Below are 19790 nucleotides of genomic sequence, written 5' to 3'. Positions count from 1 at the left end.
AAAAAAAGATTAAAATTATATTAAGCGGATGGTGGCAACCCGTACTAACCCCACCTGCTTTATGCTGAAAAGGGCATAAAAAAATCCTCATCGACTGATGAGGATTTTCAAAAGATTTTGTGCGGGCGACTACCGACGGTAGCGGCTCCGGTATTCAGGTCCTACGCCAAAACCGTAGCCCAGCGTCAAGGTGATGGTTGAGTTGTAAACGTTCTGCTGGCCAGTTCCACCCCGGATAGGCTGTCTCGTTATGTCGGCAAGACCAAATGTGTAACGAGCGTCAATCAGGAACCGTTGCCGTTCACCCCATCCCGGAAAATTCAGCTGAAAACCAGCGAGAAGGCCAAGATCAAGGTTTTTGAACGCAGCGGAATTGTCTACATCAGGCTGAGCAGCACCGTTGGTCTTTTGCTTGACGGTTTGCGCGCTCAGTGGTATCGCTAACGAGGGACCAAAAAATAGGTTTGGTCTAAAATTGCCATCCAGCGTCAAGAAGTACCGCAGCGCCACCGGAATTTCTAAGTAATTGATTCGGTGCTTAAATTCTTCAGGTACACCATTGGTGTTTCCTTCAAATTTGCCCCCACGCTGGGAGTACAACACATCAGCAGAGACACCGAAATGGTTCAGGGAGCTATACATTAGGAAAGCGCCCGCCGTTAGACCCGGCGTTAACTTGAAATTTTGTACGTCGCCCCGTAATGTGGACAAATTCAAGCCAACACGTGGTCCTGCACTAAAACGTTGCTGTGCGTAAGTAGTTGATAAGCAAGTTAAAAGGGCTACGCATGGAATGGCTAGAGAACGTAGCGTAATTGAGCGAAACATAGACTGTAAAATATGTGGTTACGCGGGGTTAACGCTCGGCGTTTCCGAAATGTTTTACTCTACTACCCTACTTCTTATGTTGCGGTTTAACTGTATCGCTTGAACAGCTACCTTTTTTTCAGTACACCTCCACCATTGACAATGGCGATTGAAGGCTCGTTGACTATCCGTTTAATTCATTTTGACGGCGAACAAGAGCCGTGGGTTGATTCATCGAGCGGGTTGTCTCGATGCGTAAAGTAGTTCTGTGTTTGGTTACGGATTTTGATCTGGCGGGGTGCTTCGCAACAAAAAAGATGAAGTAGATAGCCATCGCCAGCATGAACAGGATAGCAGCTGTTGTTGTGGCAATCCACAGGGGCCAGAGCCGCTTTTTGGTCGCCGACTCATGGATACGATCCTGAAGCGCATCCCGCAAACTGGCCAGTTGTTCGGCTGTAGGCGTTGCTGTTTGCTGCATCGCTTCCAGTCCCGCCAGCGCATCGGCGTAGAAAGGATCTTCCAGGATTATCCGCTCAACCCGGTGCTGTGCCGGACCACTCAGCCGACCGGCCTGATAAGCGCGCAAATCGTCAAAACTCAATTGGTCATTCATAATCATAATGCAGACATGCCGTCCGAGTCATTTGCTCATACAAAGTTTCAGCATTCGACGGCCGTTTTGCAAATAACTTTTCACTTGCTTTAAGTCAAAGCCCGTTATGTCAGCGACTTCGGCATAACTTTTTTGGTTTAAATAAAATAAGGTTAGACACGAACGCTGTTCGGTCGGTAGTGTTTGTAGACAAGCCTCCATGCGGGTCAGATCTTCTTCGAGATCAAGCGTCCGGTTATCCAACTCGTCCGCAATCAGGGCCGTATTGACGTAGTCGTCGGTTTCGGCGTCGGATGCCAGTCCTGTCAGTTGTACCGCTTTGGGAGATGCTTGCTTTTTGCGTAACTGCATCAGGCAGTAGTTTCGGGCAACGCTGTGCAGCCAGGACTGGAACTGTTGCACATCGTGTTTTCGCAGATCCGAGACCAGTTGTTCAAAAAGCTGCATCACGGCGTCTTTCGCTTCCTCTTCGTCGCGCAGGTAGTTGTAGCAAACTGCGTATACCAACTCCATGTGTCGCTCATAGAGTTCGCCCAGAACGGCCAAATTGCCCGTAGCACGGTAAGCGGAAATGTATTCCGCGTCGGTGGTGAGTTTGGGTTTCCGAAACCGTTTTAAAAACATACGTTCCTGCTTACTTACTTTCTAGATGAAGTAACGCATCAAATTCCATAAGAAACCGGTGAATAGACAACGTAGTAACCAGTAATTTTTTACGCTAACGTCAAAACAGCGACTCGATCGAAGCCGTCTTAATAAAGTGACGCAGCGGAACGGTTTCGAATTGATTGTAAGAAATAACCTTCTGTACGTCGCATTCGTTGAGTGTATACACAAATACTCAACGCCATGAAACGGATCGTATGTATTGCCAGCCTGTTTTGCATTGGACTAACGGTCAACGGCTACGCCCAAAGCAATCAGGCCCCAACCATGCAGCAAACAACCTCAACGGAAGACAGCCGACGCGCTAATCCGCCAAAGCCGATGATGAAAACCAACGGCGCTCAGGAGCGGAAAGCGCTGGATAAAGCAATGGATACTGCGTTACCCAAAAACCGGACACGTCCTGATCGCAAGCAACGTCGCTTACGGCCCGATTCACTTCGGCGGGGAGGAGCTACCCGGGTTGATACACTTCGATAGGCGCAACCAACTACCGGACTGGCGCTCTTTGGTGAAGCAGGTGATGAACAACGGGCTGACCGTTGATCAGTGGCTTTATGCTTTGTAGAATGTGGTAATCGTGCTGCGAAAGGTGCTGATGCTGTTGCAAGTGCTCCGCCCACGATCCTACCTGAAACGTTTCAATGAAGTGGCTAGGGTTGCTTAAATCCTGATAAACGTCCCATTCCAAGGCTCCATCCCGTAGACGGGTCCGGCCTATCTGCTGCATAGCCGTTAAAAACTCGTGGTGATTTCTTGTCTCCACCGTGTAATCAATCGTGACGAGTACGGGACCGTCGGAGGGTTGCAGATCGACAATAACTTCCGGGTCGGGCCAGGCCAGAGCAGGCTGATGGTTGATCTCACTGATGGGATGGAGTTTGTAACGATAAGCCAGCAGCGAGCCACCCACGAGTCCAACACCCGCCGTTGCCAGCGTGTAGGATAACGGCAACAGGTGATTGAGAGCCCCCCAGAGAAAGCTGAAGATGGCCATTCCGCCCTGAAATACCAGCAGGTAGATAGCCAGCACGCGTGCTTTTACCCAAGTCGGCGCTGAATACTGCGCACTGATGTTAAGCGACGTAAGGACAATAAGCCAGCAAAAGCCCGCGACATACAGCAACGGCATCACCAGATAAGCCTGCGGTAAGAAACCAATTACGGCCAATATGCAGGCGAAACCCAAGCCCCCGGCCAATAATAACGTATCGAGGTTGAACCGCTGCCGAAGCCGCGATAAGAGAAAAACGCCTGTGATCGAACCCGCACCCATCATGCCGAGCAAGGAACCGTAGCCACTGGCCTGAAAGTGAAGCTGCTGCCGGGCGATCAGGGGAAGCAACGCCCAGATGCAACTAGCAAAACTGACAAAAAGCAACGCGTGGGCCAGTACACCGCGCAATGGTTCTGAATACCGGGCGTATCGGATTCCGGCCCCGAGTGCTGACCAGACGTTTCCGCCAACCTGTTTGTTTTCGATAGTTGCGTCGGTACGCCATCGAATTAGTACAATCAGCATGTATACCGATGACAGCGCGTTGGTAGCAAACACTGCGTAGTAGCCTGTCTGCGCAACCAGGAGTCCGCCGATAGCTGGACCAACGGATCGGGACACGTTCGTAAGTGCCCCGTTCAGCGCAACCGCCGACGGTAAGGCATCACGACCAACGATTTCGGGGGTTAAGGACTGCCAGACGGGATTAAAACTGGCGTTGCCAAGCCCGAGCAGAAACGTGAAAAACAATAAAAAGCTTGGTCCGACGAGGTTGTAATACGTAAGTACCGTCAACGCGATGCCGACAATAATCTGAAAGATAACCGATCCGATGAGCAGACTGCGCTTGTTGAAAAAATCGGCCAGTGTTCCCGCAGGTAGCGCGGCAAAAAGCACCGGCAGGGTAGTGGCGGTCTGCATCAGGGCAACCAGTGTCGATGACGTCGTCAGGTTAGTCATCAGCCACGAACCGCCTGTATTCTGAACCCACGTACCGATATTTGATACCATAGAAGCAATCCATAGCGTTCGAAAAAGCGGGTTTTGTAAAGGCGAACGGGTCTGAACGGGAGCTGAGGTAGTCATAATCGCAAAACGGTATAAATCAATTACCGAAAATTCGCTGTTTTGTTAATCCTTGGCTGCTATCCTCAACAAAGTGTGTCGAAAGAGGCAAATAGACGATGGGTTCAAACAAAATTCCTCGTTATCTAGTCCTTTTGTGACAAACCAGAAAAACGTTATGATTAAGTTAATGATCGGTGCCTTACTGATAACGGCCACAGCTCTGGCCCAGACACCACCACAAACCGGACAAACAAGCTCGCCAAAACCGGCATCAACCTCGGCAGCGTCGGGTAACAAATCGAACAAGCAAACGGCGGCATCGGCTGGAACGTCCTCCAAATCAACAACAACGAAAAGCGCATCAGCGACTGCCACAGCGGCTGATGCCGCCCGGCGCTCGCCGAACAAAAAAATACCAGCGCCGTCAATGAAAGACAACCTGGAGAGCAAAGACAACGCGCTTCCCAGCTACAAGCAAGCGAAAACGGGCGCTGGAAAAGAACGAACACAGCCTAAGTACACGCCACGTCGGACGGCATCCGGTGCCCGGCCCGATACCATGAACAAGCGGAAGCCATAAAAAGAAAAAGTAGCGCATTTGTCGGACAAATGCGCTACTTTTTTGGCTTGATTAGTAGTTCAGAGAAGACTACTTATCTTTCTCGCGCTTTCGTTCTTCGCGCTTTTTCTGACGTGCTTGTTTGCGTTCTTCTCGTTTTTCCTTGCGCTCTTCCTTTCGCTCGGCCCGCACTTTTTTTCGTTCGGCTTTCCGGGCTTCCCGCTTGGCTTTGTAATCGTCTTTAAACGTTTTCAGCGCGTCTTGTAGGGTGACATTGTTGTCGAACTCGCCCCGGAAAGCTTGAATGTACGCGTTTCGTAATACGCCGAAGACGGTGGGCCAGATGGGCGTTTCAACGTTTTCGATTGTACCGGTTAGTGGAATACGGGTCGCTACCTGATCGTGCTTCTGATTTTTTAGAATAGCCGTACCAGCCTGCGCAATAAGCTCCGTAAAAAACTTGCCGACCGACCGCCCTTCATGCTCATTGAGCTTGAAGATTTTCATGTTTTTGGTAAGCGGCTTGAGGTAGCCATTGAGCTTGCTGTTGTACATCGCCATCTCACTGTATACACTCAGCGTTCCACGCTCAAAATCGATGTTGGCGTATTCACGAGCGAGTGGATTCAGTTTTACCAACTGTAACTCGTTGAACTTGAGATGGTAATCAAAATCCGGCGTAACTTTCAGCAGGTTCATGTCGGCGTTGAACGCCATTGTTCCACCGTAGCCCGGCACGTTACCCGTAGCCACCACCGGCGAGGGAAGCTTTTTGTCTTTATCTTCGACGTTACGGATGTTGCGGATCTCGCCCTGAAATTGTTTAAGGGAAAGGTCGGCGCGGGGCTGGGTAATCAGGCTGGTTAGATTGATTGTCCCATCGATAACGGCAAAGCGGTTGATGTTGATCGGTAACAGCTTTTTCAGATAAGCCGTCCAGTCCACTTCGGCACCGGTCTGACTGCTGGATTCGCTTTCGCTAAAGGCAAAATTGAGTTCTGGCTGGTAACATTCGACCTCACTCACCAACCGCCCCTTAAACAAAGATTTCCATTCAACGGAAAGGTCCGTTTTGGGAATGTACAGAAAGGGTTCTTTAATTTTTCCGTTAATCTTACGGACGCGTAAATCGTCGATTTGGTAAGCGCCCCGGATCAGTTGAATGTCAATATCGTCAACATGACCGGTATAGTCGCCCATGTCGGCCAGCGTTTTGTTGACATACCGCAGCACAAAATAAGGCAGTAGAATCCGGGCGATTATGAGGAGGACAACAAGCGCAATCAGAAATTTTGTTGTTCGTTTCAAAACATTGCGTGATTGGTGTAACGTCTTGATAAACGAGTAACCTCACTAATTGGTTAGCGGAATGACGGGTTAATTAAGTAAAAGGTAAACCCGGCAGTTGACCCAATGCGAACGTAAATCCGCTGGTCAATTGCCGGGTTTGGCCGCTCGGTAATGGTGTTTTAGCGTCGGCTTGGTGAGAATTTCCGTCCGTCTAGTGTAGTGTATTTGAAATCAGTCCCTCCTTCGAAACGAGCATCGTCGAAGTTGGTGCCGCGTGGTAAGTGGGTGTATTTGAAATCAGCCATGCGGCTGAACCGAGCTTGTTGGAAGTTGACTCTTTCGTCAAACTTCGTGTATTTAAAGTCAGCGTAATTGTCGAACGCTACCTTCTGGAAAGCAGACGATTCGTTGAAGTTAGTGTATTTAAAATCGGCGTATCCACGGAAGCTAGAGCCACTAAAATCAGCATCATTGTGGAATTTAGCGTATTTGAACAAAGCGATTTCGCGAAAGGTGTTGTCGGTAAAGAGCGCCCGCTGCCCGAAATTTGAGTATTTGAACGTAGCGTCGTCCTCAAACGTGCAATTTTGAACGGTCACGGCTTCCGTAAAATCGGCGTTGTAAACCGTGTTGCTTATGCTGATCACCCGTCGTTCTTCGGATGCGTCAGTGCGGTAAGCGAGAAATTTACCTTTAAAGACGCAGTTTTTGAAAGAGATGGGAGCTTCGACTACGCTCAGATACTCGCGTGATTCGCCTTTCCAGCTACCTTCCCGCACTTCTTTGCGGTTGGCCAAGTTCGTGAGGTCGAGGTCGCCGGTGATCGTTGCGTTCTGGTACGAAACAGCTTCTTTCCGATTGATCTTGGCGATGATATCACGGGCATCAACCGTCGTCTGGGCCAGTGTGGGTGCTAATGCGATAAGGAAAAGAAAGGTTGATGTGACTAGTTTTTTCATGGTGCTTCTGCTTGTGTTGTTTGGATAAAGATGCAGACCATGACCGGAAGGTTGCGTGGCTTGTCAAAAATCAGGCGATTATCTTTCGCTACGCTCGACAATTTCGGAAACCTGGCAAAACAAAACCGCCGGAACGAATCCCGGCGGCTGATGTAGATAATAGTAGGGTTGGGCTTACTCGAGCCACATGACTTTTTCGTAAGCAATTTCGTAATCCATTTCTTCGAGCGGAATCAACCCGGCAAAATGACCGGTTTCGTCCGTCCGGATGGCATTCCAGCGGCCCGACGCGTCGCGCAACAAAAGTCGGTAGCCGTAAAGCGGATGAAGCGTGTCGCTATCCGTGCGGTGGTCCCAGCCGGTTTGGAGTTCAATCGCAAACGCAATTCGATCCATAACCTCGCTCATCTGGCTGGCCAGGGTGTCTATACTATCCAGTTCCTCGATCCACAGCACTAATCCGTCGGTTCCCCAATCAAAATTGAGCGGACTGGGCGTCAGGGTGATAATAGAAGCGTTCATAACAGTTGATTAGTTTGGGTTCATAGAATCCAATTGATACAGAAACTACGAACCTGCTATGCACTTATACTCCAGGATGGGGACGGGGCTAATGATTGGCTGGTTTCGCGCTCTTCGCGCCACTTGCGGAGCCAGAAGCGATACTTTTTACGGCCATAATCCATAAATCCGGGAATAGACGTGGCATCGATGGCAAACAGCCGATGAGGCCGTTGTTTCATCACGCCGATAAACACGAACTTGAACTGCCGGGTAGAAGCCCACTCGGCACCGTCGGCGTGCCGCAGGCTATCCACGTAAAAGGCGGCCTGCCGGTCGTAATCGTAGGTATAGCACGATTCCAGAAATTGAGCCTGCGTACGAGCCGAGGTCGTTTTTATGTCAACGATCAGCGCGTTCCGGCGTTTGGGGCTTGTATACACCATATCCAGCCGCGCCTTGCAAGCAACCCCAGTAGTCGGCTCGGTAAAAAGCACGACTCGTTCGCGCTCGGACTGGCGCAGGTAGCGCCGACAAAAAGCATCCTGCCTGATGGTCCGCATCAGCGTGTGGAGCTGCTCGGTTTGAGCCGGAGCCAAGGCGTCCTGAGTTGCGGTCAATGAATCCGCCATGTCCGGGAGCAGTTGCCCGATAACCGTACCGATCGTTTCGGGTTCCAGCAGGTGTTGGTGAAAGGCTCGCCCGAACGCTTTTGTTTTTTCGGGAATAAATCGCGCCGACGGAACCGACCAGTAACCCAAATGTTCTTCTTTGAGCCGCGTCAGGTCTGAATTCGATACACGCGTCAGCGCCCGATAATCATCACCAGGACTGAGCAGTCGCTGGTGACTATGTATCAATTGTTGAGAAGTCATGCGGAAATGGAGTGGTTTGTTGAGTAAGACCCTCGATAAACATTTCATCGAGGGTCACTTTAGGCTACCAATCTTACAATTGTCCAGCTGACAACAGCTCTGGCTCTTCAGTAAGGTTTGCAAACGGGTTGTAGTAATTCATCGCCGTTTTGATGTTGGCAATGTCGGTCAGCGTTTCCTGACGGAAGATTTTTACCTCCTGCGCAAACTGTTTCAATTGCGTCGTCTTCTCAACGTCACCCATCTTATAGGAGAAAGTCGAAATGTAATAGACGCCTTTTGGTTGAATCTTATTGTTCTCTTTCTTTTCGGCCACAGCTGTAATTACGACATCGGCCAAGGTCAGATCGTCGTAATAGAGTGGTTCGATAAGCCGGAAAATGTTATCGACTGAGTAGCCATGGAAAAGAATGGCTGATACACAGTTTTTATCGTCGATAAAAAAAAGCTCCGCCCAGTTCTTGGTACCCATGTTGAGGATATTATCCGTGAAGATGCGCCAGGCGATGGGTTGAAACGTTAAGGTACGACCCAATTTCTCGCTTCCGTTGATGTTGAACACACCTTCTTTCGCATCGAAGCGGTACTGGCGCGGGTGTCCTTCCAGATATTTGTACCGGCGGACAGGCCCATTATTCACGACTTCATTTGTGATTTCCTGAATAATGGAAGCATTACCGCTTTGAATTGTCTCGATTTGGCTTTTGTTTTGTGTGTTCATTAGTATTTGTTGTTTACTGTTCAAGCAGGGGGCCCATGTTGCGGTCCCTTTTGCCTTTTTAAGGGTCGTGTTTACTGACTTAAAGTTACACAGTTTTGCGTAAAAACCAAACCCATTTTGTAAGTATTTTGTAAGGCTTAAAAACGCGTATTTTAGCCTTTTCAAGCCTTGTTTTTAGCGCTTGCTTCGACTTGGTTGTTGAGCGGGTTTTTTACATACCTTTATGTAAAGTCTGGCTTTTTCTATGACCATTCATCTTCGTTTACAGCAGCTAATCGACGCGCTGGATATCAGCGTTCTCGAATTTGCCCGGCAACTGGGTGAGCATCGTGGCGAAAAAGTATACCACATTTTGCACGGTCGCCTGAAACCGCGCTACGATACGCTCGAAAAAATACTGATTGCCTATCCACAGGTCAATGGCGACTGGCTGCTGCGGGGTGAAGGCATCATGTTTAAAACCCTTAACTCGCCCTCGGCAGCTGTTACCACGGAGGAACGGTTACGGAATGTTGAGTTTCTGCTTTTTCAACTGAATGAACGGATGGCTTTGTTGCAGCAGACCAACGATCAGCTGATGGCCGAATTAATGGCATTGAAGAAGTAACCTTGCCAAACAACCCGCCCCTGTTTAGGGTTATAGGTTGAAAACACCTAACGTTATGGCTACGACATCACCATTCGATCCCGATAAAGTTGACCCTGAATTTTATTCGCAAGATCCAAACCAACATGGCGATTCCGATTTCGGTCGTGAATCGGAAGGCGTTGGTACCAATCAGTATAGCAATGCAACGTCCGGAGCCGATATGGAAACGGGCAACATGGAGATGACCCGTGACTCTCGTGAAAGCAACACGGGCGTAGGTCGCGTAGGCGAACCGAAAGGGGAAGAATACGGTACCCACCAGGAATGGGACGTAGAACCCGGTTCGGTAAACGATTCGGGCCAGCCCAAAGGTCGCATGATGAGCGATGAGGCTGCGGCAAAACTAAGCGAAGTTGCCGAAAACCCATCTGATGACGCCTTGTTCCATCGGTCTGATGCGACTTACCTTGAAGAAGGAGATAATCCGAACGAAGGGTACGACCCGCACAATGTTGGGTACGACGGTAAGGACAAATCGAATTCACAATAGAACATACCCTACTCAGTAATGAGTTTATGGAGCGGCTGGGCAAAACCCGGTCGCTCTTTTTATTGGCGATCTGCGGCAACGGGCACCGGTCGGAACAGGATTCTTTCGTAAACTTGCCCGTTAATCACTCAGTCGCCGGACTGCCTGTCCGCTCCATAGTCTTGCTTATCGAAACCCGTGCCTACGCCCGGGCGGGTCTGCTTGGTAACCCGTCTGATGGCTTCTTTGGTAAAACCATCGCTATTAGTGTCCGAAATTTTGGGGCATCCGTAACGCTTTACGAATCGCCGGAACTCATCATAGAGGCCCAGCCGCAGGATACGAACGTTTTTCGGAGTTTGCATCACCTGCGCGATGCTGTCAGTATGCTGGGCTATCACGGCGGTGTTCCGTTGCTGAAAGCGGCTATCAAAAAATTTGGGGAATACTGCGAAACCCAGCACATCCGGCTACCCAACCAGAACTTTTCGATTCGGTACAGCACCTCCATTCCACGTCAGGTTGGCCTGTCTGGTTCAAGCGCCATCATTGTCGCTACGTTCCGGGCGCTGATGCAGTTCTACGATGTCGAGATTCCGTTGGCCGTTCTGCCTAACCTGGTGTTAGCTACCGAATCCGAGGAACTGGGCATTACAGCGGGTTTGCAGGACCGGGTGATCCAGTGCTACGAAGGGTGCGTGTACATGGATTTTAACCAGGAAATCATGGAGCGTCAGGGACACGGGAAATACGAGTCCATTGAGCCGCAACTCCTACCCAAACTGTACATTGCCTACAATACCGATTTGGGTAAGCAGTCGGGACGGGTGCACAACGATGTGCGGTCGCGCTGGCTCAAAGGGGAACCGCTTGTCGTCGAGACGATGAACGCCATTGCCGATGTTGCCCGTGAAGGGCGTGAAGCGTTGGTCCGGCAGGATATCAAACTACTGAACGAACTGGTCAACCGCAATTTCGATCTGCGCGCCCAGATTTATACCATCAGCGAGCGGAACCGAAGCCTGATCGAAGCCGCCCGCGCTTGCGGAGCGTCGGCTTCCTTCACGGGGTCGGGTGGTTCTATCATTGGTCTCTACCGCGACGATGCGATGCTTAACCGACTTTTTGTCGAACTCAAAAAAATAAATGCCCGCGTTATAAAGCCTTACGTTGTCTAACGGGGATAGTAAGGATAGCACTGATAAAAGCTGTTCCCGGCTATCCCTGCATCCTGTCAACTCCTGCTCTCAATAAAGCCCATGATTAAAAAAGCTGTTATTCCTGCCGCCGGACTCGGAACCCGGTTTCTACCGGCTACCAAAGCCCAGCCTAAAGAAATGTTGCCGATTATTGACCGGCCTACGATTCAGTACGTCGTGCAGGAAGCGGTCGATTCGGGTATCGAAGATATTCTGATCATCACCGGCAAAGGCAAACGGGCGATTGAAGATCACTTCGACCGCAATTTCGAACTCGAAGCCCGGCTCGAAGAAAAAGAAGATCAGTTGTTGCTGGACGAGATGCGCCGATTGTCGGACATGGCTAATCTGCACTACGTTCGTCAGCGGGAGCTCAATGGCCTGGGCGATGCGATCTGTTATGCCAAGCACCACGTTGGTAATGAGCCATTTGCCGTGTTGCTCGGTGACACGATCATGGACTCGGTCATTCCGGTTACGCAGCAGCTGATCGACACGTACGCCCAATATGGTGGCTCGGTCATTGCTGTGGAGGAAGTCCCCCACGATAAAGTAAACCGCTATGGCATCGTTGGCGGTAAATCGCTGAGCGACCGAATTCTGGAGCTGGAAACGCTGGTCGAAAAACCGTCCCTGAGCGAAGCCCCGTCAAATCTGGCCATTGCGGGTCGGTACGTGCTGACACCAGAAATTTTTACCATGCTGGAGCACACCCAGGTTGGTAAAAACAACGAAATTCAGCTCACCGATGCCCTGCTGCTGCTACTCAAGCGGGAAAACCTGTACGCACACCGCATCGAAGGAAAGCGTCACGACATTGGCAATAAGCTCGATTTTCTAAAAACGACTGTTGAGTTTGCCCTGAAGCGGCCCGAATTTGCCGATAAGTTCCGGGCGTTTCTGGAAGAGATTGTTCGGAAAGAATGAGGTATTTTTTACCAGGGTGCCGCTTTTATAAGCAGCAGTGTCATACCAAACGGTACCATTCCGTTCGTTCCTACTGTGTTTGAGTAAAATCTTAATAATTCATCGATTATGAAGTTTCTGCGTTTATCTGTTGGGCTGCTGGCCCTCGCGCTAACTGTCAACGTGCAGGCGGACAATCTTCCAAAAAAAGGAAAATGGGAAAGCCTTTTTGACGGCAAAGACCTCAAAGGGTGGCATACGTACCTGAAAGCTGGCGAACCGGCTTCGGACAAATGGGTGGTTGACGATGGCGCAATCCACCTCAAAGAAGGTAGAGCCGGTGATCTCGTTACCGACAAAGAGTATGGCGACTTCGAGCTGGAACTAGAATGGAAAATCGAAGAAGGCGGTAACAGTGGCGTTATCTACCACGTTCACGAAGATCCCCAATTTAAGGCTACCTACCGTACCGGTCCCGAAATGCAGGTGCTTGACAACGAACGTCACCCCGATGCCAAGCAAGGCCGGGATGGAAACCGGACCGCCGGTGCGCTTTACGATCTGCAAAAGCCCATTACCATGAATACCGCTAAACCCGCTGGTGAGTGGAACAAAGCTCGGCTGATCGTGCACAATGGTAAAGCCGAACAGTATTTGAACGGAAAGAAAACGGCGGAGTATCCGACCAGCGGCCCCGAGTGGGATAAAATGGTATCGGAAAGTAAATTCAAGGGGTGGGAAGGCTTTGGTAAATATTCAACCGGTCACATCGCCTTGCAGGATCACGGCAACAAGGTGTGGTTCCGCAACATCCGAATTCGCGAACTTTAAAAAAACGGTTTCCGCCTGTGGCTGACTACAGGCGGAAACTACAAACTTACTACTTGTATGACCTCCCGCCGAGCGGCCCTAAAAACCTTAACTGGCAGTGCAGTTTCGCTGTCTCTAACCGATTCGTTCGCTACTTCCGCGACCCAACCCGAAATAACAGCGCTTAAATTGAAAGGCCGGATCAACCATTCGGTGTGCCGGTGGTGCTACAGCAAAATTCCGCTGGACGATCTGTGCAAAGCCGCCAAAGAGATGGGCATCAAATCCATCGACCTGACGGGCCCCGAAGAATGGCCTGTGCTGAAAAAGCACGGTCTGACATCGGCTTTGCCGCAGGGCGCAGGTAAAGGAATTGCGGATGGGTTCAACAACCCCAAGTTCCACGACGAGCTGGTCGCCAGCTACGAAGCGATCTTTCCGAAGCTGAAAGAAGCCGGACTAAACACCGTCATTTGCTTTTCGGGTAACCGCCGTGGAATGAGCAACGAAGAAGGGCTCGAAAATTGCGCAGTCGGACTGAAGCGCCTGATGCCTAGCGCGGAGAAGCATGGTATCACGATGATCATGGAGCTGCTGAACAGCAAAGTTGATCATAAAGATTACATGGCGGATCATACGGCCTGGGGCGTCGAGCTGTGCAAGCGGGTAGGCTCGGAAAACTTCAAACTGCTGTACGATATCTACCACATGCAGATCATGGAAGGCGATATCATCCGCACAATCCGGGAGAGCAGCAAGTACATTGGTCACTACCACACGGGCGGTAATCCCGGTCGCAATGAGCTCGACGAAACGCAGGAAATTTACTACCCTGCCGTTATGAAGGCCATTGTCGATACAGGTTTCAAAGGCTACGTAGCGCAGGAGTTTATTCCGAAGCGTGATCCGCTGACGAGCCTGCGGGAAGCCGTGGTGTTGTGTGACGTTTAATGATCGAAAAAGAAGCGAATTGAGGTGAGTGGTGCATTTGGTTGGCCAAGTCTGGAACCAAATGCCCGCTCACCTCAATTACTGTTTTATCTAGTCACCCGTTACGTTTGTCTGCCCGTGGAACCGGTTAATAGTCATTTATTTCTGCTTGTTGGCGCTGCATTGTTTGCCATCGGTCTGGCCGTGGTATTGCTGAAACGGCACGCCATTGTTGTGCTGATGGGTATCGAACTGATGCTCAACGCCGTTAATATTAACCTGGTCGCGTTTAGCCAGTACGATCCCGACCGCTTGCAGGGGCAGATGTTAAGCCTGTTTGTGATGGTGGTAGCGGCAGCTGAATCGGCGGTGGCGCTGGCAATCGTCCTGCAAGTCTATCGCCATTTCCGTACGGCTCAACTCGATGAGCTGAATGAACTGAAGCAATGAATCCTTTATTTGAACCGATTATCGACGGTATTCTCAACGAAGGCTACGGCACCGTTGACCATTTTTTGACTGCTGATGAAGTAACCGCTCTGGCAAAGCGACTCCGCGAACGTCGGGCAGCGGGCCAGTTTAAAGCGGCTGGCATCGGCAATCAGCAGGTAACCATCGAAAATACCATTCGGGGCGATGAGATTTTGTGGATTGACGACACTTCGGCAACCCCCGAAGAAGCGGCTTTTCTGCAACGAATCGGTGATTTTGTCGACTACTTAAACCAAACCTGTTACCTGGGTCTGCGCGATTACGAATTTCACTACGCGCTGTATCCGCCGGGAACCTTCTACAAACGCCACCTCGACCAGTTTCGCAGTGATTCGCGTCGGAAACTGTCGGTAATCTGTTACCTGAACGAAGACTGGCAGGAAACCGACGGTGGGCAACTGGCGCTGTTCCTGCCCGACGAAAGCGCCCCGAATGCCGAACGTGAAATAACTGTTCAACCCCTCGGCGGTCGGCTGGTTTGTTTCGAGAGCGGTCGGCTTGAACACGAAGTGCGGCCCGCTACCCGCGAACGACTCAGCGTGACGGGCTGGTTAAAAACAGCCTAGTTACTTTTACGGCTTTTCGAGAATAATGATGTCGAGGAAAGACGTGGCTGGCTGACGACCACTCCACGAGCCGTAACGAATCGGACGTTGAATCGGCAACCCGTGCGTGGCCATGACGCGGAGCAGTTCTGTTTCGTCGTGTGCCGAGCCGGTGTTTGGGTTGTGCGGATCGAACGCCCAGCGCCCTTCGAACGGATACTGAAAGTTGAAGGCGCTGCCCGGTTCAACCATGAGCCGACGCGATTCGTTGTCGAGCAGAAAAAACGACGTAAGACAGCGGCCACCCGGCTTGAGAACCCGCTTTATTTCGCCCAGATAGGTAGAAATTTCGTTAATCGTCATGTGGGTAAAAACGCCAACCACAACTACCGTGTCAAACTGGTCGTCATTGTACGGAAATCGATACGTTATGGCCTGATCCTGTCCCGCAGGGTTGTAAAAGCCATTGAACAGATTAACCTGACGAAACTGAAAATTGGGAAAGCGGGGCGTAATGTGCTGTTGACACCAATGTATCCCATCGGCTACAGGATCGAAGCCTTCGTACGAACCGTCTGCTGATAAATAGCTGGTGAGCGGAACCGCCATTCGACCGATGCCGCAACCCACGTCGAGAACGGCATGATCGGGCTGTAGCTGGCAGAAATCGATAAAATACTGCCGGAAGGTTTCACCGATTGCTTTAAAATCACCGTCGCCCACAAAGATTTTTGACCGTGGTGGCGTTAATTTATCCCGTAAGCCAACGATTACTTCGGTAGGCTCGATAATACGCTCGGTAAAAAAGCGTCGGCCAGCGTAGTAGGTTTGCTTGATGCGCTTGCGGAAAAATGGCGGACTAATGCGGTAAACAACGGACTGAATACTCATGGATAAGTTATTCCTGACAGCTGTTTCTTTGCCAGAAAGCAGCGAATCGGAACGATAAGGCGACGGCGGGTTGACAAGTTTCTGCCAAAGCTATCAAAAAGCTTCCGCATTTGAATTTAGAAGCGTTTGTTTCCCTACGGTAGAATGGGGATATTTGCGGCCAATTCAGATTGATTCTAAATGCCTGACGACGTTTCTCTATTCGTTTCCCCGTTGATGATTGCTTTGCTGGGATTACCCTTCGCGGGGTTCGTAGCGTTGATGAACGCTAACCGGTCTACAGCGGGAAAACTGGCTATTCTGTTGACTGGCCTGGGGTTAATGGGGTCGGTGTTGTTGACGGCAGGTATACCCGAACAAGCCTTGACGCTCCGGTCCGATTGGGCAACTATATCGGGCGTATCATTCGGTCTGAGTTTTCGCCTGGATGCGCTGAGCGGGCTGATGCTCGTACTGGTTCATTTTGTGGCCTTACTCGTACAGATTTATTCGCTTTCGTATCTCCACGACGAACCCAAGCTAGCCCGCTATTTTGCGTATCTGCAATTGTTTGTGGGAGCCATGCTAGGGATTGTTCTGGCGGGTAATCTGCTGGTTATGTACGCGTTCTGGGAACTGGTGGGTCTGGCTTCGTACCTGCTGATCGGTTTTTACACGGAACGGCCTGCTGCATCACAAGCAGCAAAAAAAGCGTTCCTGATGAATCGGGTGGGCGACATCGGTTTTCTACTCGGTATTTTTCTGACCTATTACTACTTCGATACGCTTGAATTCAGCGCCCTGACGACGGATAACCTACCGGCTACGCTACCAACCGCTATAGGTCTGTGCCTATTTATGGGCTGCGTTGGTAAATCGGCCCAATTTCCGCTGCTGACCTGGTTGCCGGACGCGATGGAAGGTCCAACACCGGTATCGGCTTTGCTCCATGCCGCGACAATGGTTGCCGCCGGGATTTTCCTGCTCGCCCGTATTCACCCACTGCTGTCACCCGATGCGTTGGTTGTCATCGCGTTAGTTGGAACAATGACGACCATCTGGGGCGGATATTCAGCCGTTTTTCAGACCGATATTAAAAAAGTACTGGCTTTCTCGACGGTCTCACAGCTGGGTCTGATGGTGGCTGGTATGGGCACGGGCAACGTTGGTGGCGCTATGTTTCACCTGCTGACGCACGCGTTTTTCAAAGCCGGGTTATTTCTGAGTGCGGGCGCGGTAATCCACGCCGTTGATACACAGGACATGCGGCAGATGGGTGGTCTGCGAAAAATGATACCCGTCACCTTCATCGCGTACAGTATTTGCGTCGCAGCACTGGCGGGATTACCGTTTTTCTCCGGGTTCTTGTCCAAAGAAGCCATTCTAGGCGGAGCTGTTCATTGGGCACACGAACAGGGGAGTGGTCTGGCTTATCTGGTGCCTGTGCTGTTAATCGGCTCGTCGGGCTTAACGGCTTTGTACATGGTGCGGCAGTGGCGGATGATCTTTTTCGGCGATTACCGCAGCGACTCGGGACCGCTGGCCCATGTCCACGAACCTGACTGGCTGATGCGCGGTCCAATCGTACTGCTGACGGGTTTATCGCTGTGGTTCTGGTTTTCGCTTAATCCGTTTTCGGGTCATTCAGGCTGGTTTTTCAAGCTTATATCCGTAGCCGAGGAAGCGGGTATCTGGTGGCTGGCTCCGCTATCCATCGCCCTGGTACTGGCTGGTGGCTGGATTGGCTTCCGAATGCGTGAGCCGAATCGGTTGCGGAGTTACGTTCGCCTTTCGCTGGAATACGGTTTTCTGGATACGATTTATCAGTACGTCATTATCAATCCGTTCCATAGGCTGGCATTGCTGTTGAACCGAACTGATCAGCGAGTGATCGATGGGGTTGTCAACGGCGCGGGTGTAACAACGGTCGTACTGGCGCAGCTTACGCATGTCGTTGATCGCTTCGGGGTTGATGGAATCGTCAACGGTGCGGCCTGGGTAGCGGGTCAATTCGGGCGGTTAACGCGTTCCATCCAGAATGGGCGAGTGCAGTCGTACATCACGGCGGCAGTCGTTGGCTTATTGGTATTGCTTTGGTGGCTTTTATAAGGCGGAAATTCCGCTTGGCGGTTACAAGCCGCAATTGATGATATAAATCACGGTTCGATCCGTGTTCAGTATGGTTCTTTCGTTACTTATTTTTCTTCCGTTAGCTGGGTCCTTGCTGGTAGCGACGCTACCCGAAAGTCAAAAAGCGTATTTTCGATGGATTGCTTTGGTGGTTACCCTCGCTGATCTGGTGCTGGCGGGTTTCGCTTATGCCGCTTTCGATCGCGCCAGTGCCGGTTATCAGCTGTTGGAAAAAGCGGATTGGATTACGCTATCGCTTGGCAATCTGGGTATTGCGTCCATCGATTATCTGGTAGGCGTTGATGGGTTTAGTCTGCCTCTGGTTGTCTTATCGGCGGTGGTCATGGTTATCGGTGTTGTTGCATCCTGGAACATAACGCATCGGTTGAAAGCGTACTATGCGCTTTATCTGCTGCTGACGGGTACGATCATGGGGTGCTTTCTGGCGCTCGATTTCTTTCTTTTTTTCCTGTTCTTCGAATTCATGCTCCTGCCCATGTATTTCCTCATTGGCCTGTGGGGCGGGCCGCGTCGGGAGTACGCGTCGATCAAATTTTTTCTCTACACGTTGCTCGGCTCACTGCTGATCTTGCTGGTGATGATCGGGTTGTACCTCTCGGTCATGGACCCGGTTAGCACGGCGGTTGCTGCCGGTCTGGTCCCTGACGCTTCTGCTGCAACGGACGAAGTTATCCGGGCTATGCAGACGTACCTGCAAAATGGACAGGTAAATCCGGCGCAGATCGTACACACGTTCGACATGCGTTTTCTGGCCGATGGGGGTAATTACTTACCGGATGCGTTTCTGAATCCGGCAGCCGAGCCAATCGTCCTGGGCTTGCCAGCCCGGATGCTGGCATTCTGGGCGATATTCATTGGCTTTGCTATCAAGCTACCCATTGTACCCGTTCACACGTGGCTGCCCGATGCGCACGTAGAAGCACCTACACCCGTATCGGTGGTACTGGCGGGCGTGTTGCTTAAAATTGGAGGCTACGGGTTTCTGCGGATCGCCTGGAGCTTTTTTCCGGATGGGGCCGCCGAATACGCCCAAACGTTGGCTGGTTTAGGTACGCTTTCTATCGTCTACGGTGGATTAAATGCCCTGGCTCAGTCGGATGTAAAGAAATTAATTGCCTACTCGTCCGTATCGCACATGGGTTTTGTGCTGCTGGGTGTGGCTTCCCTGACCGCCGAAGGGATCAATGGGGCGATTTACCAGATGGTCAGTCATGGTGTTTTGTCGGCTATGCTTTTCCTGATTGTGGGAGTGCTTTACGACCGCACGCACGACCGACGCATCGACTCCTACCGGGGCCTGATTCAGCCGATGCCGCAGTACACCGTTTTGACCGCCGTGGCCTTTTTCGGTTCGTTGGGTTTGCCAGGCTTCTCGGGCTTTGTGGGTGAGTTGTTTACGCTGATGGGAAGTTTCCAGTCCGAGTGGTTGCCTGGTTGGTTGACCGCCGTTGCGGCTACGGGTATCCTGCTGGCGGCTGCTTATTTTCTCTGGACGCTGCAACGCATGTTTTTCGGCCCGACCTGGGTACGCCCTTTTGATAATCACCACGATGGCACCGCTGTACTTGCTGATCTGACGGCCCGCGAAAAACTGATGCTGGTTCCGCTGGGGGTAATGGCGCTGATCTTGGGGTTATTTCCCAATCTGGTTTTCGATCTCAGTGGCGCTACGGTAGCGCAGTGGCTGGTGAAATTTGCCGTTGAGTAACC

At 51.1% G+C, this 19790-nt stretch carries 22 protein-coding genes; 12 read left to right on the top strand and 10 right to left on the bottom strand.

All coding sequences use genetic code 11. From position 1 onward, the window contains the following. Positions 1 to 129: 129 nt before the first annotated feature. The 3 genes from LQ777_RS21690 to LQ777_RS21680 all read right to left on the bottom strand — a co-directional run bounded on the left by LQ777_RS21690 (position 130) and on the right by LQ777_RS21680 (position 2047). Complete coding sequence (locus LQ777_RS21690; RefSeq protein WP_232560029.1) at positions 130 to 828, bottom strand: porin family protein; 699 nt, start codon at positions 826 to 828, stop codon at positions 130 to 132. 163 nt (positions 829 to 991) lie between these two features. Further along, positions 992 to 1423, bottom strand: a complete 432-nt coding sequence (locus LQ777_RS21685) for a hypothetical protein (protein ID WP_232560028.1) — start codon at positions 1421 to 1423, stop codon at positions 992 to 994. Positions 1424 to 1450: 27 nt separating this feature from the next. Then, positions 1451 to 2047, bottom strand: coding sequence for an RNA polymerase sigma factor (locus tag LQ777_RS21680; protein ID WP_232560027.1), 597 nt, complete (start codon positions 2045 to 2047; stop codon positions 1451 to 1453). Positions 2048 to 2272: 225 nt separating this feature from the next. Here LQ777_RS21680 and LQ777_RS21675 point away from each other — a divergent pair, with 225 nt between their 5' ends. Next, positions 2273 to 2569, top strand: a complete 297-nt coding sequence (locus LQ777_RS21675; RefSeq protein WP_232560026.1) for a hypothetical protein — start codon at positions 2273 to 2275, stop codon at positions 2567 to 2569. 10 nt (positions 2570 to 2579) lie between these two features. Here the strand turns inward: LQ777_RS21675 and LQ777_RS21670 are convergent, their stop codons facing one another. Then, complete coding sequence (locus tag LQ777_RS21670; RefSeq protein WP_232560025.1) at positions 2580 to 4172, bottom strand: MFS transporter; 1593 nt, start codon at positions 4170 to 4172, stop codon at positions 2580 to 2582. Between the two features lie 157 nt (positions 4173 to 4329). Between LQ777_RS21670 and LQ777_RS21665 the strand changes: the two genes are divergently transcribed. Then, positions 4330 to 4734: a hypothetical protein gene (locus LQ777_RS21665; RefSeq protein WP_232560024.1), complete on the top strand. Its 405-nt coding sequence runs from the start codon at positions 4330 to 4332 to the stop codon at positions 4732 to 4734. A gap of 69 nt (positions 4735 to 4803) precedes the next feature. Here LQ777_RS21665 and LQ777_RS21660 read toward each other — a convergent pair whose 3' ends face one another. The 5 genes from LQ777_RS21660 to LQ777_RS21640 all read right to left on the bottom strand — a co-directional run bounded on the left by LQ777_RS21660 (position 4804) and on the right by LQ777_RS21640 (position 9059). Continuing rightward, positions 4804 to 6021: a DUF748 domain-containing protein gene (locus LQ777_RS21660; protein WP_232560023.1), complete on the bottom strand. Its 1218-nt coding sequence runs from the start codon at positions 6019 to 6021 to the stop codon at positions 4804 to 4806. A gap of 161 nt (positions 6022 to 6182) precedes the next feature. Then, positions 6183 to 6962: a pentapeptide repeat-containing protein gene (locus LQ777_RS21655; protein ID WP_232560022.1), complete on the bottom strand. Its 780-nt coding sequence runs from the start codon at positions 6960 to 6962 to the stop codon at positions 6183 to 6185. Between the two features lie 174 nt (positions 6963 to 7136). Next, positions 7137 to 7484: a hypothetical protein gene (locus LQ777_RS21650; protein ID WP_232560021.1), complete on the bottom strand. Its 348-nt coding sequence runs from the start codon at positions 7482 to 7484 to the stop codon at positions 7137 to 7139. Positions 7485 to 7540: 56 nt separating this feature from the next. Beyond that, a complete protein-coding gene (locus LQ777_RS21645) occupies positions 7541 to 8338 on the bottom strand; it encodes a PD-(D/E)XK nuclease-like domain-containing protein (protein ID WP_232560020.1) in 798 nt (265 codons plus the stop codon). A gap of 73 nt (positions 8339 to 8411) precedes the next feature. Beyond that, positions 8412 to 9059 carry a hypothetical protein gene (locus LQ777_RS21640; RefSeq protein ID WP_232560019.1) on the bottom strand — a complete coding sequence of 216 codons (648 nt, stop codon included), beginning with the start codon at positions 9057 to 9059 and terminating at the stop codon, positions 8412 to 8414. A 244-nt stretch (positions 9060 to 9303) separates the two neighbouring features. On the opposite strand from LQ777_RS21640, the gene LQ777_RS21635 reads away from it, so the two are divergent. The 8 genes from LQ777_RS21635 to LQ777_RS21600 all read left to right on the top strand — a co-directional run bounded on the left by LQ777_RS21635 (position 9304) and on the right by LQ777_RS21600 (position 15080). Further along, positions 9304 to 9666 carry an XRE family transcriptional regulator gene (locus LQ777_RS21635; protein ID WP_232560018.1) on the top strand — a complete coding sequence of 121 codons (363 nt, stop codon included), beginning with the start codon at positions 9304 to 9306 and terminating at the stop codon, positions 9664 to 9666. A gap of 55 nt (positions 9667 to 9721) precedes the next feature. Next, positions 9722 to 10198, top strand: a complete 477-nt coding sequence (locus LQ777_RS21630) for a hypothetical protein (RefSeq protein WP_232560017.1) — start codon at positions 9722 to 9724, stop codon at positions 10196 to 10198. A 161-nt stretch (positions 10199 to 10359) separates the two neighbouring features. Continuing rightward, positions 10360 to 11355, top strand: coding sequence for a mevalonate kinase family protein (locus LQ777_RS21625; protein ID WP_232562892.1), 996 nt, complete (start codon positions 10360 to 10362; stop codon positions 11353 to 11355). 81 nt (positions 11356 to 11436) lie between these two features. After that, the gene (gene galU, locus LQ777_RS21620) at positions 11437 to 12303 is read left to right on the top strand and encodes a UTP--glucose-1-phosphate uridylyltransferase GalU (protein ID WP_232560016.1); all 867 of its coding nucleotides are present in this window, start codon (positions 11437 to 11439) and stop codon (positions 12301 to 12303) included. Between the two features lie 108 nt (positions 12304 to 12411). Then, positions 12412 to 13113, top strand: a complete 702-nt coding sequence (locus LQ777_RS21615) for a 3-keto-disaccharide hydrolase (RefSeq protein WP_232560015.1) — start codon at positions 12412 to 12414, stop codon at positions 13111 to 13113. 57 nt (positions 13114 to 13170) lie between these two features. After that, positions 13171 to 14043, top strand: coding sequence for a hydroxypyruvate isomerase family protein (locus LQ777_RS21610; RefSeq protein ID WP_232560014.1), 873 nt, complete (start codon positions 13171 to 13173; stop codon positions 14041 to 14043). Positions 14044 to 14160: 117 nt separating this feature from the next. Next, positions 14161 to 14472: an NADH-quinone oxidoreductase subunit NuoK gene (gene nuoK, locus LQ777_RS21605; RefSeq protein WP_232560013.1), complete on the top strand. Its 312-nt coding sequence runs from the start codon at positions 14161 to 14163 to the stop codon at positions 14470 to 14472. Beyond that, positions 14469 to 15080 (top strand): 2OG-Fe(II) oxygenase, encoded by a 612-nt coding sequence (locus LQ777_RS21600; protein WP_232560012.1) that lies wholly within the window; start codon positions 14469 to 14471, stop codon positions 15078 to 15080. Before nuoK ends, LQ777_RS21600 begins: the two co-directional genes overlap by 4 nt. 6 nt (positions 15081 to 15086) lie before the next feature. Here the strand turns inward: LQ777_RS21600 and LQ777_RS21595 are convergent, their stop codons facing one another. Further along, the gene (locus LQ777_RS21595; RefSeq protein WP_232560011.1) at positions 15087 to 15950 is read right to left on the bottom strand and encodes a class I SAM-dependent methyltransferase; all 864 of its coding nucleotides are present in this window, start codon (positions 15948 to 15950) and stop codon (positions 15087 to 15089) included. 180 nt (positions 15951 to 16130) lie between these two features. Between LQ777_RS21595 and LQ777_RS21590 the strand changes: the two genes are divergently transcribed. Together LQ777_RS21590 and LQ777_RS21585 are read left to right on the top strand one after the other, a co-directional pair. Continuing rightward, a complete protein-coding gene (locus LQ777_RS21590; protein ID WP_232560010.1) occupies positions 16131 to 18038 on the top strand; it encodes an NADH-quinone oxidoreductase subunit 5 family protein in 1908 nt (635 codons plus the stop codon). 70 nt (positions 18039 to 18108) lie between these two features. Then, positions 18109 to 19788: a complex I subunit 4 family protein gene (locus LQ777_RS21585; RefSeq protein WP_232560009.1), complete on the top strand. Its 1680-nt coding sequence runs from the start codon at positions 18109 to 18111 to the stop codon at positions 19786 to 19788. The last annotated feature ends 2 nt before the right edge of the window (positions 19789 to 19790 follow it).

Origin of the sequence: Spirosoma oryzicola (genome assembly GCF_021233055.1) — a bacterium.
GTDB classification, from domain to species: domain Bacteria; phylum Bacteroidota; class Bacteroidia; order Cytophagales; family Spirosomataceae; genus Spirosoma; species Spirosoma oryzicola.
This window is presented reverse-complemented; position numbering and strand designations above follow the sequence as displayed.

Excerpts from the sequence above, each read along its gene's own strand:
- LQ777_RS21610 (WP_232560014.1), top strand. The coding sequence starts at position 13,171 with ATGACCTCCCGCCGAGCGGCCCTAAAAACCTTAACTGGCAGTGCAGTT.
- LQ777_RS21585 (WP_232560009.1), top strand. The coding sequence starts at position 18,109 with ATGGTTCTTTCGTTACTTATTTTTCTTCCGTTAGCTGGGTCCTTGCTG.
- LQ777_RS21600 (WP_232560012.1), top strand. The coding sequence starts at position 14,469 with ATGAATCCTTTATTTGAACCGATTATCGACGGTATTCTCAACGAAGGC.
- LQ777_RS21650 (WP_232560021.1), bottom strand. The coding sequence starts at position 7,484 with ATGAACGCTTCTATTATCACCCTGACGCCCAGTCCGCTCAATTTTGAT.
- galU (WP_232560016.1), top strand. The coding sequence starts at position 11,437 with ATGATTAAAAAAGCTGTTATTCCTGCCGCCGGACTCGGAACCCGGTTT.
- LQ777_RS21595 (WP_232560011.1), bottom strand. The coding sequence starts at position 15,950 with ATGAGTATTCAGTCCGTTGTTTACCGCATTAGTCCGCCATTTTTCCGC.
- LQ777_RS21670 (WP_232560025.1), bottom strand. The coding sequence starts at position 4,172 with ATGACTACCTCAGCTCCCGTTCAGACCCGTTCGCCTTTACAAAACCCG.
- LQ777_RS21635 (WP_232560018.1), top strand. The coding sequence starts at position 9,304 with ATGACCATTCATCTTCGTTTACAGCAGCTAATCGACGCGCTGGATATC.
- LQ777_RS21665 (WP_232560024.1), top strand. The coding sequence starts at position 4,330 with ATGATTAAGTTAATGATCGGTGCCTTACTGATAACGGCCACAGCTCTG.
- LQ777_RS21645 (WP_232560020.1), bottom strand. The coding sequence starts at position 8,338 with ATGACTTCTCAACAATTGATACATAGTCACCAGCGACTGCTCAGTCCT.
- LQ777_RS21640 (WP_232560019.1), bottom strand. The coding sequence starts at position 9,059 with ATGAACACACAAAACAAAAGCCAAATCGAGACAATTCAAAGCGGTAAT.
- LQ777_RS21690 (WP_232560029.1), bottom strand. The coding sequence starts at position 828 with ATGTTTCGCTCAATTACGCTACGTTCTCTAGCCATTCCATGCGTAGCC.
- LQ777_RS21655 (WP_232560022.1), bottom strand. The coding sequence starts at position 6,962 with ATGAAAAAACTAGTCACATCAACCTTTCTTTTCCTTATCGCATTAGCA.
- LQ777_RS21685 (WP_232560028.1), bottom strand. The coding sequence starts at position 1,423 with ATGAATGACCAATTGAGTTTTGACGATTTGCGCGCTTATCAGGCCGGT.
- LQ777_RS21590 (WP_232560010.1), top strand. The coding sequence starts at position 16,131 with ATGCCTGACGACGTTTCTCTATTCGTTTCCCCGTTGATGATTGCTTTG.
- LQ777_RS21615 (WP_232560015.1), top strand. The coding sequence starts at position 12,412 with ATGAAGTTTCTGCGTTTATCTGTTGGGCTGCTGGCCCTCGCGCTAACT.
- LQ777_RS21680 (WP_232560027.1), bottom strand. The coding sequence starts at position 2,047 with ATGTTTTTAAAACGGTTTCGGAAACCCAAACTCACCACCGACGCGGAA.
- LQ777_RS21630 (WP_232560017.1), top strand. The coding sequence starts at position 9,722 with ATGGCTACGACATCACCATTCGATCCCGATAAAGTTGACCCTGAATTT.
- LQ777_RS21675 (WP_232560026.1), top strand. The coding sequence starts at position 2,273 with ATGAAACGGATCGTATGTATTGCCAGCCTGTTTTGCATTGGACTAACG.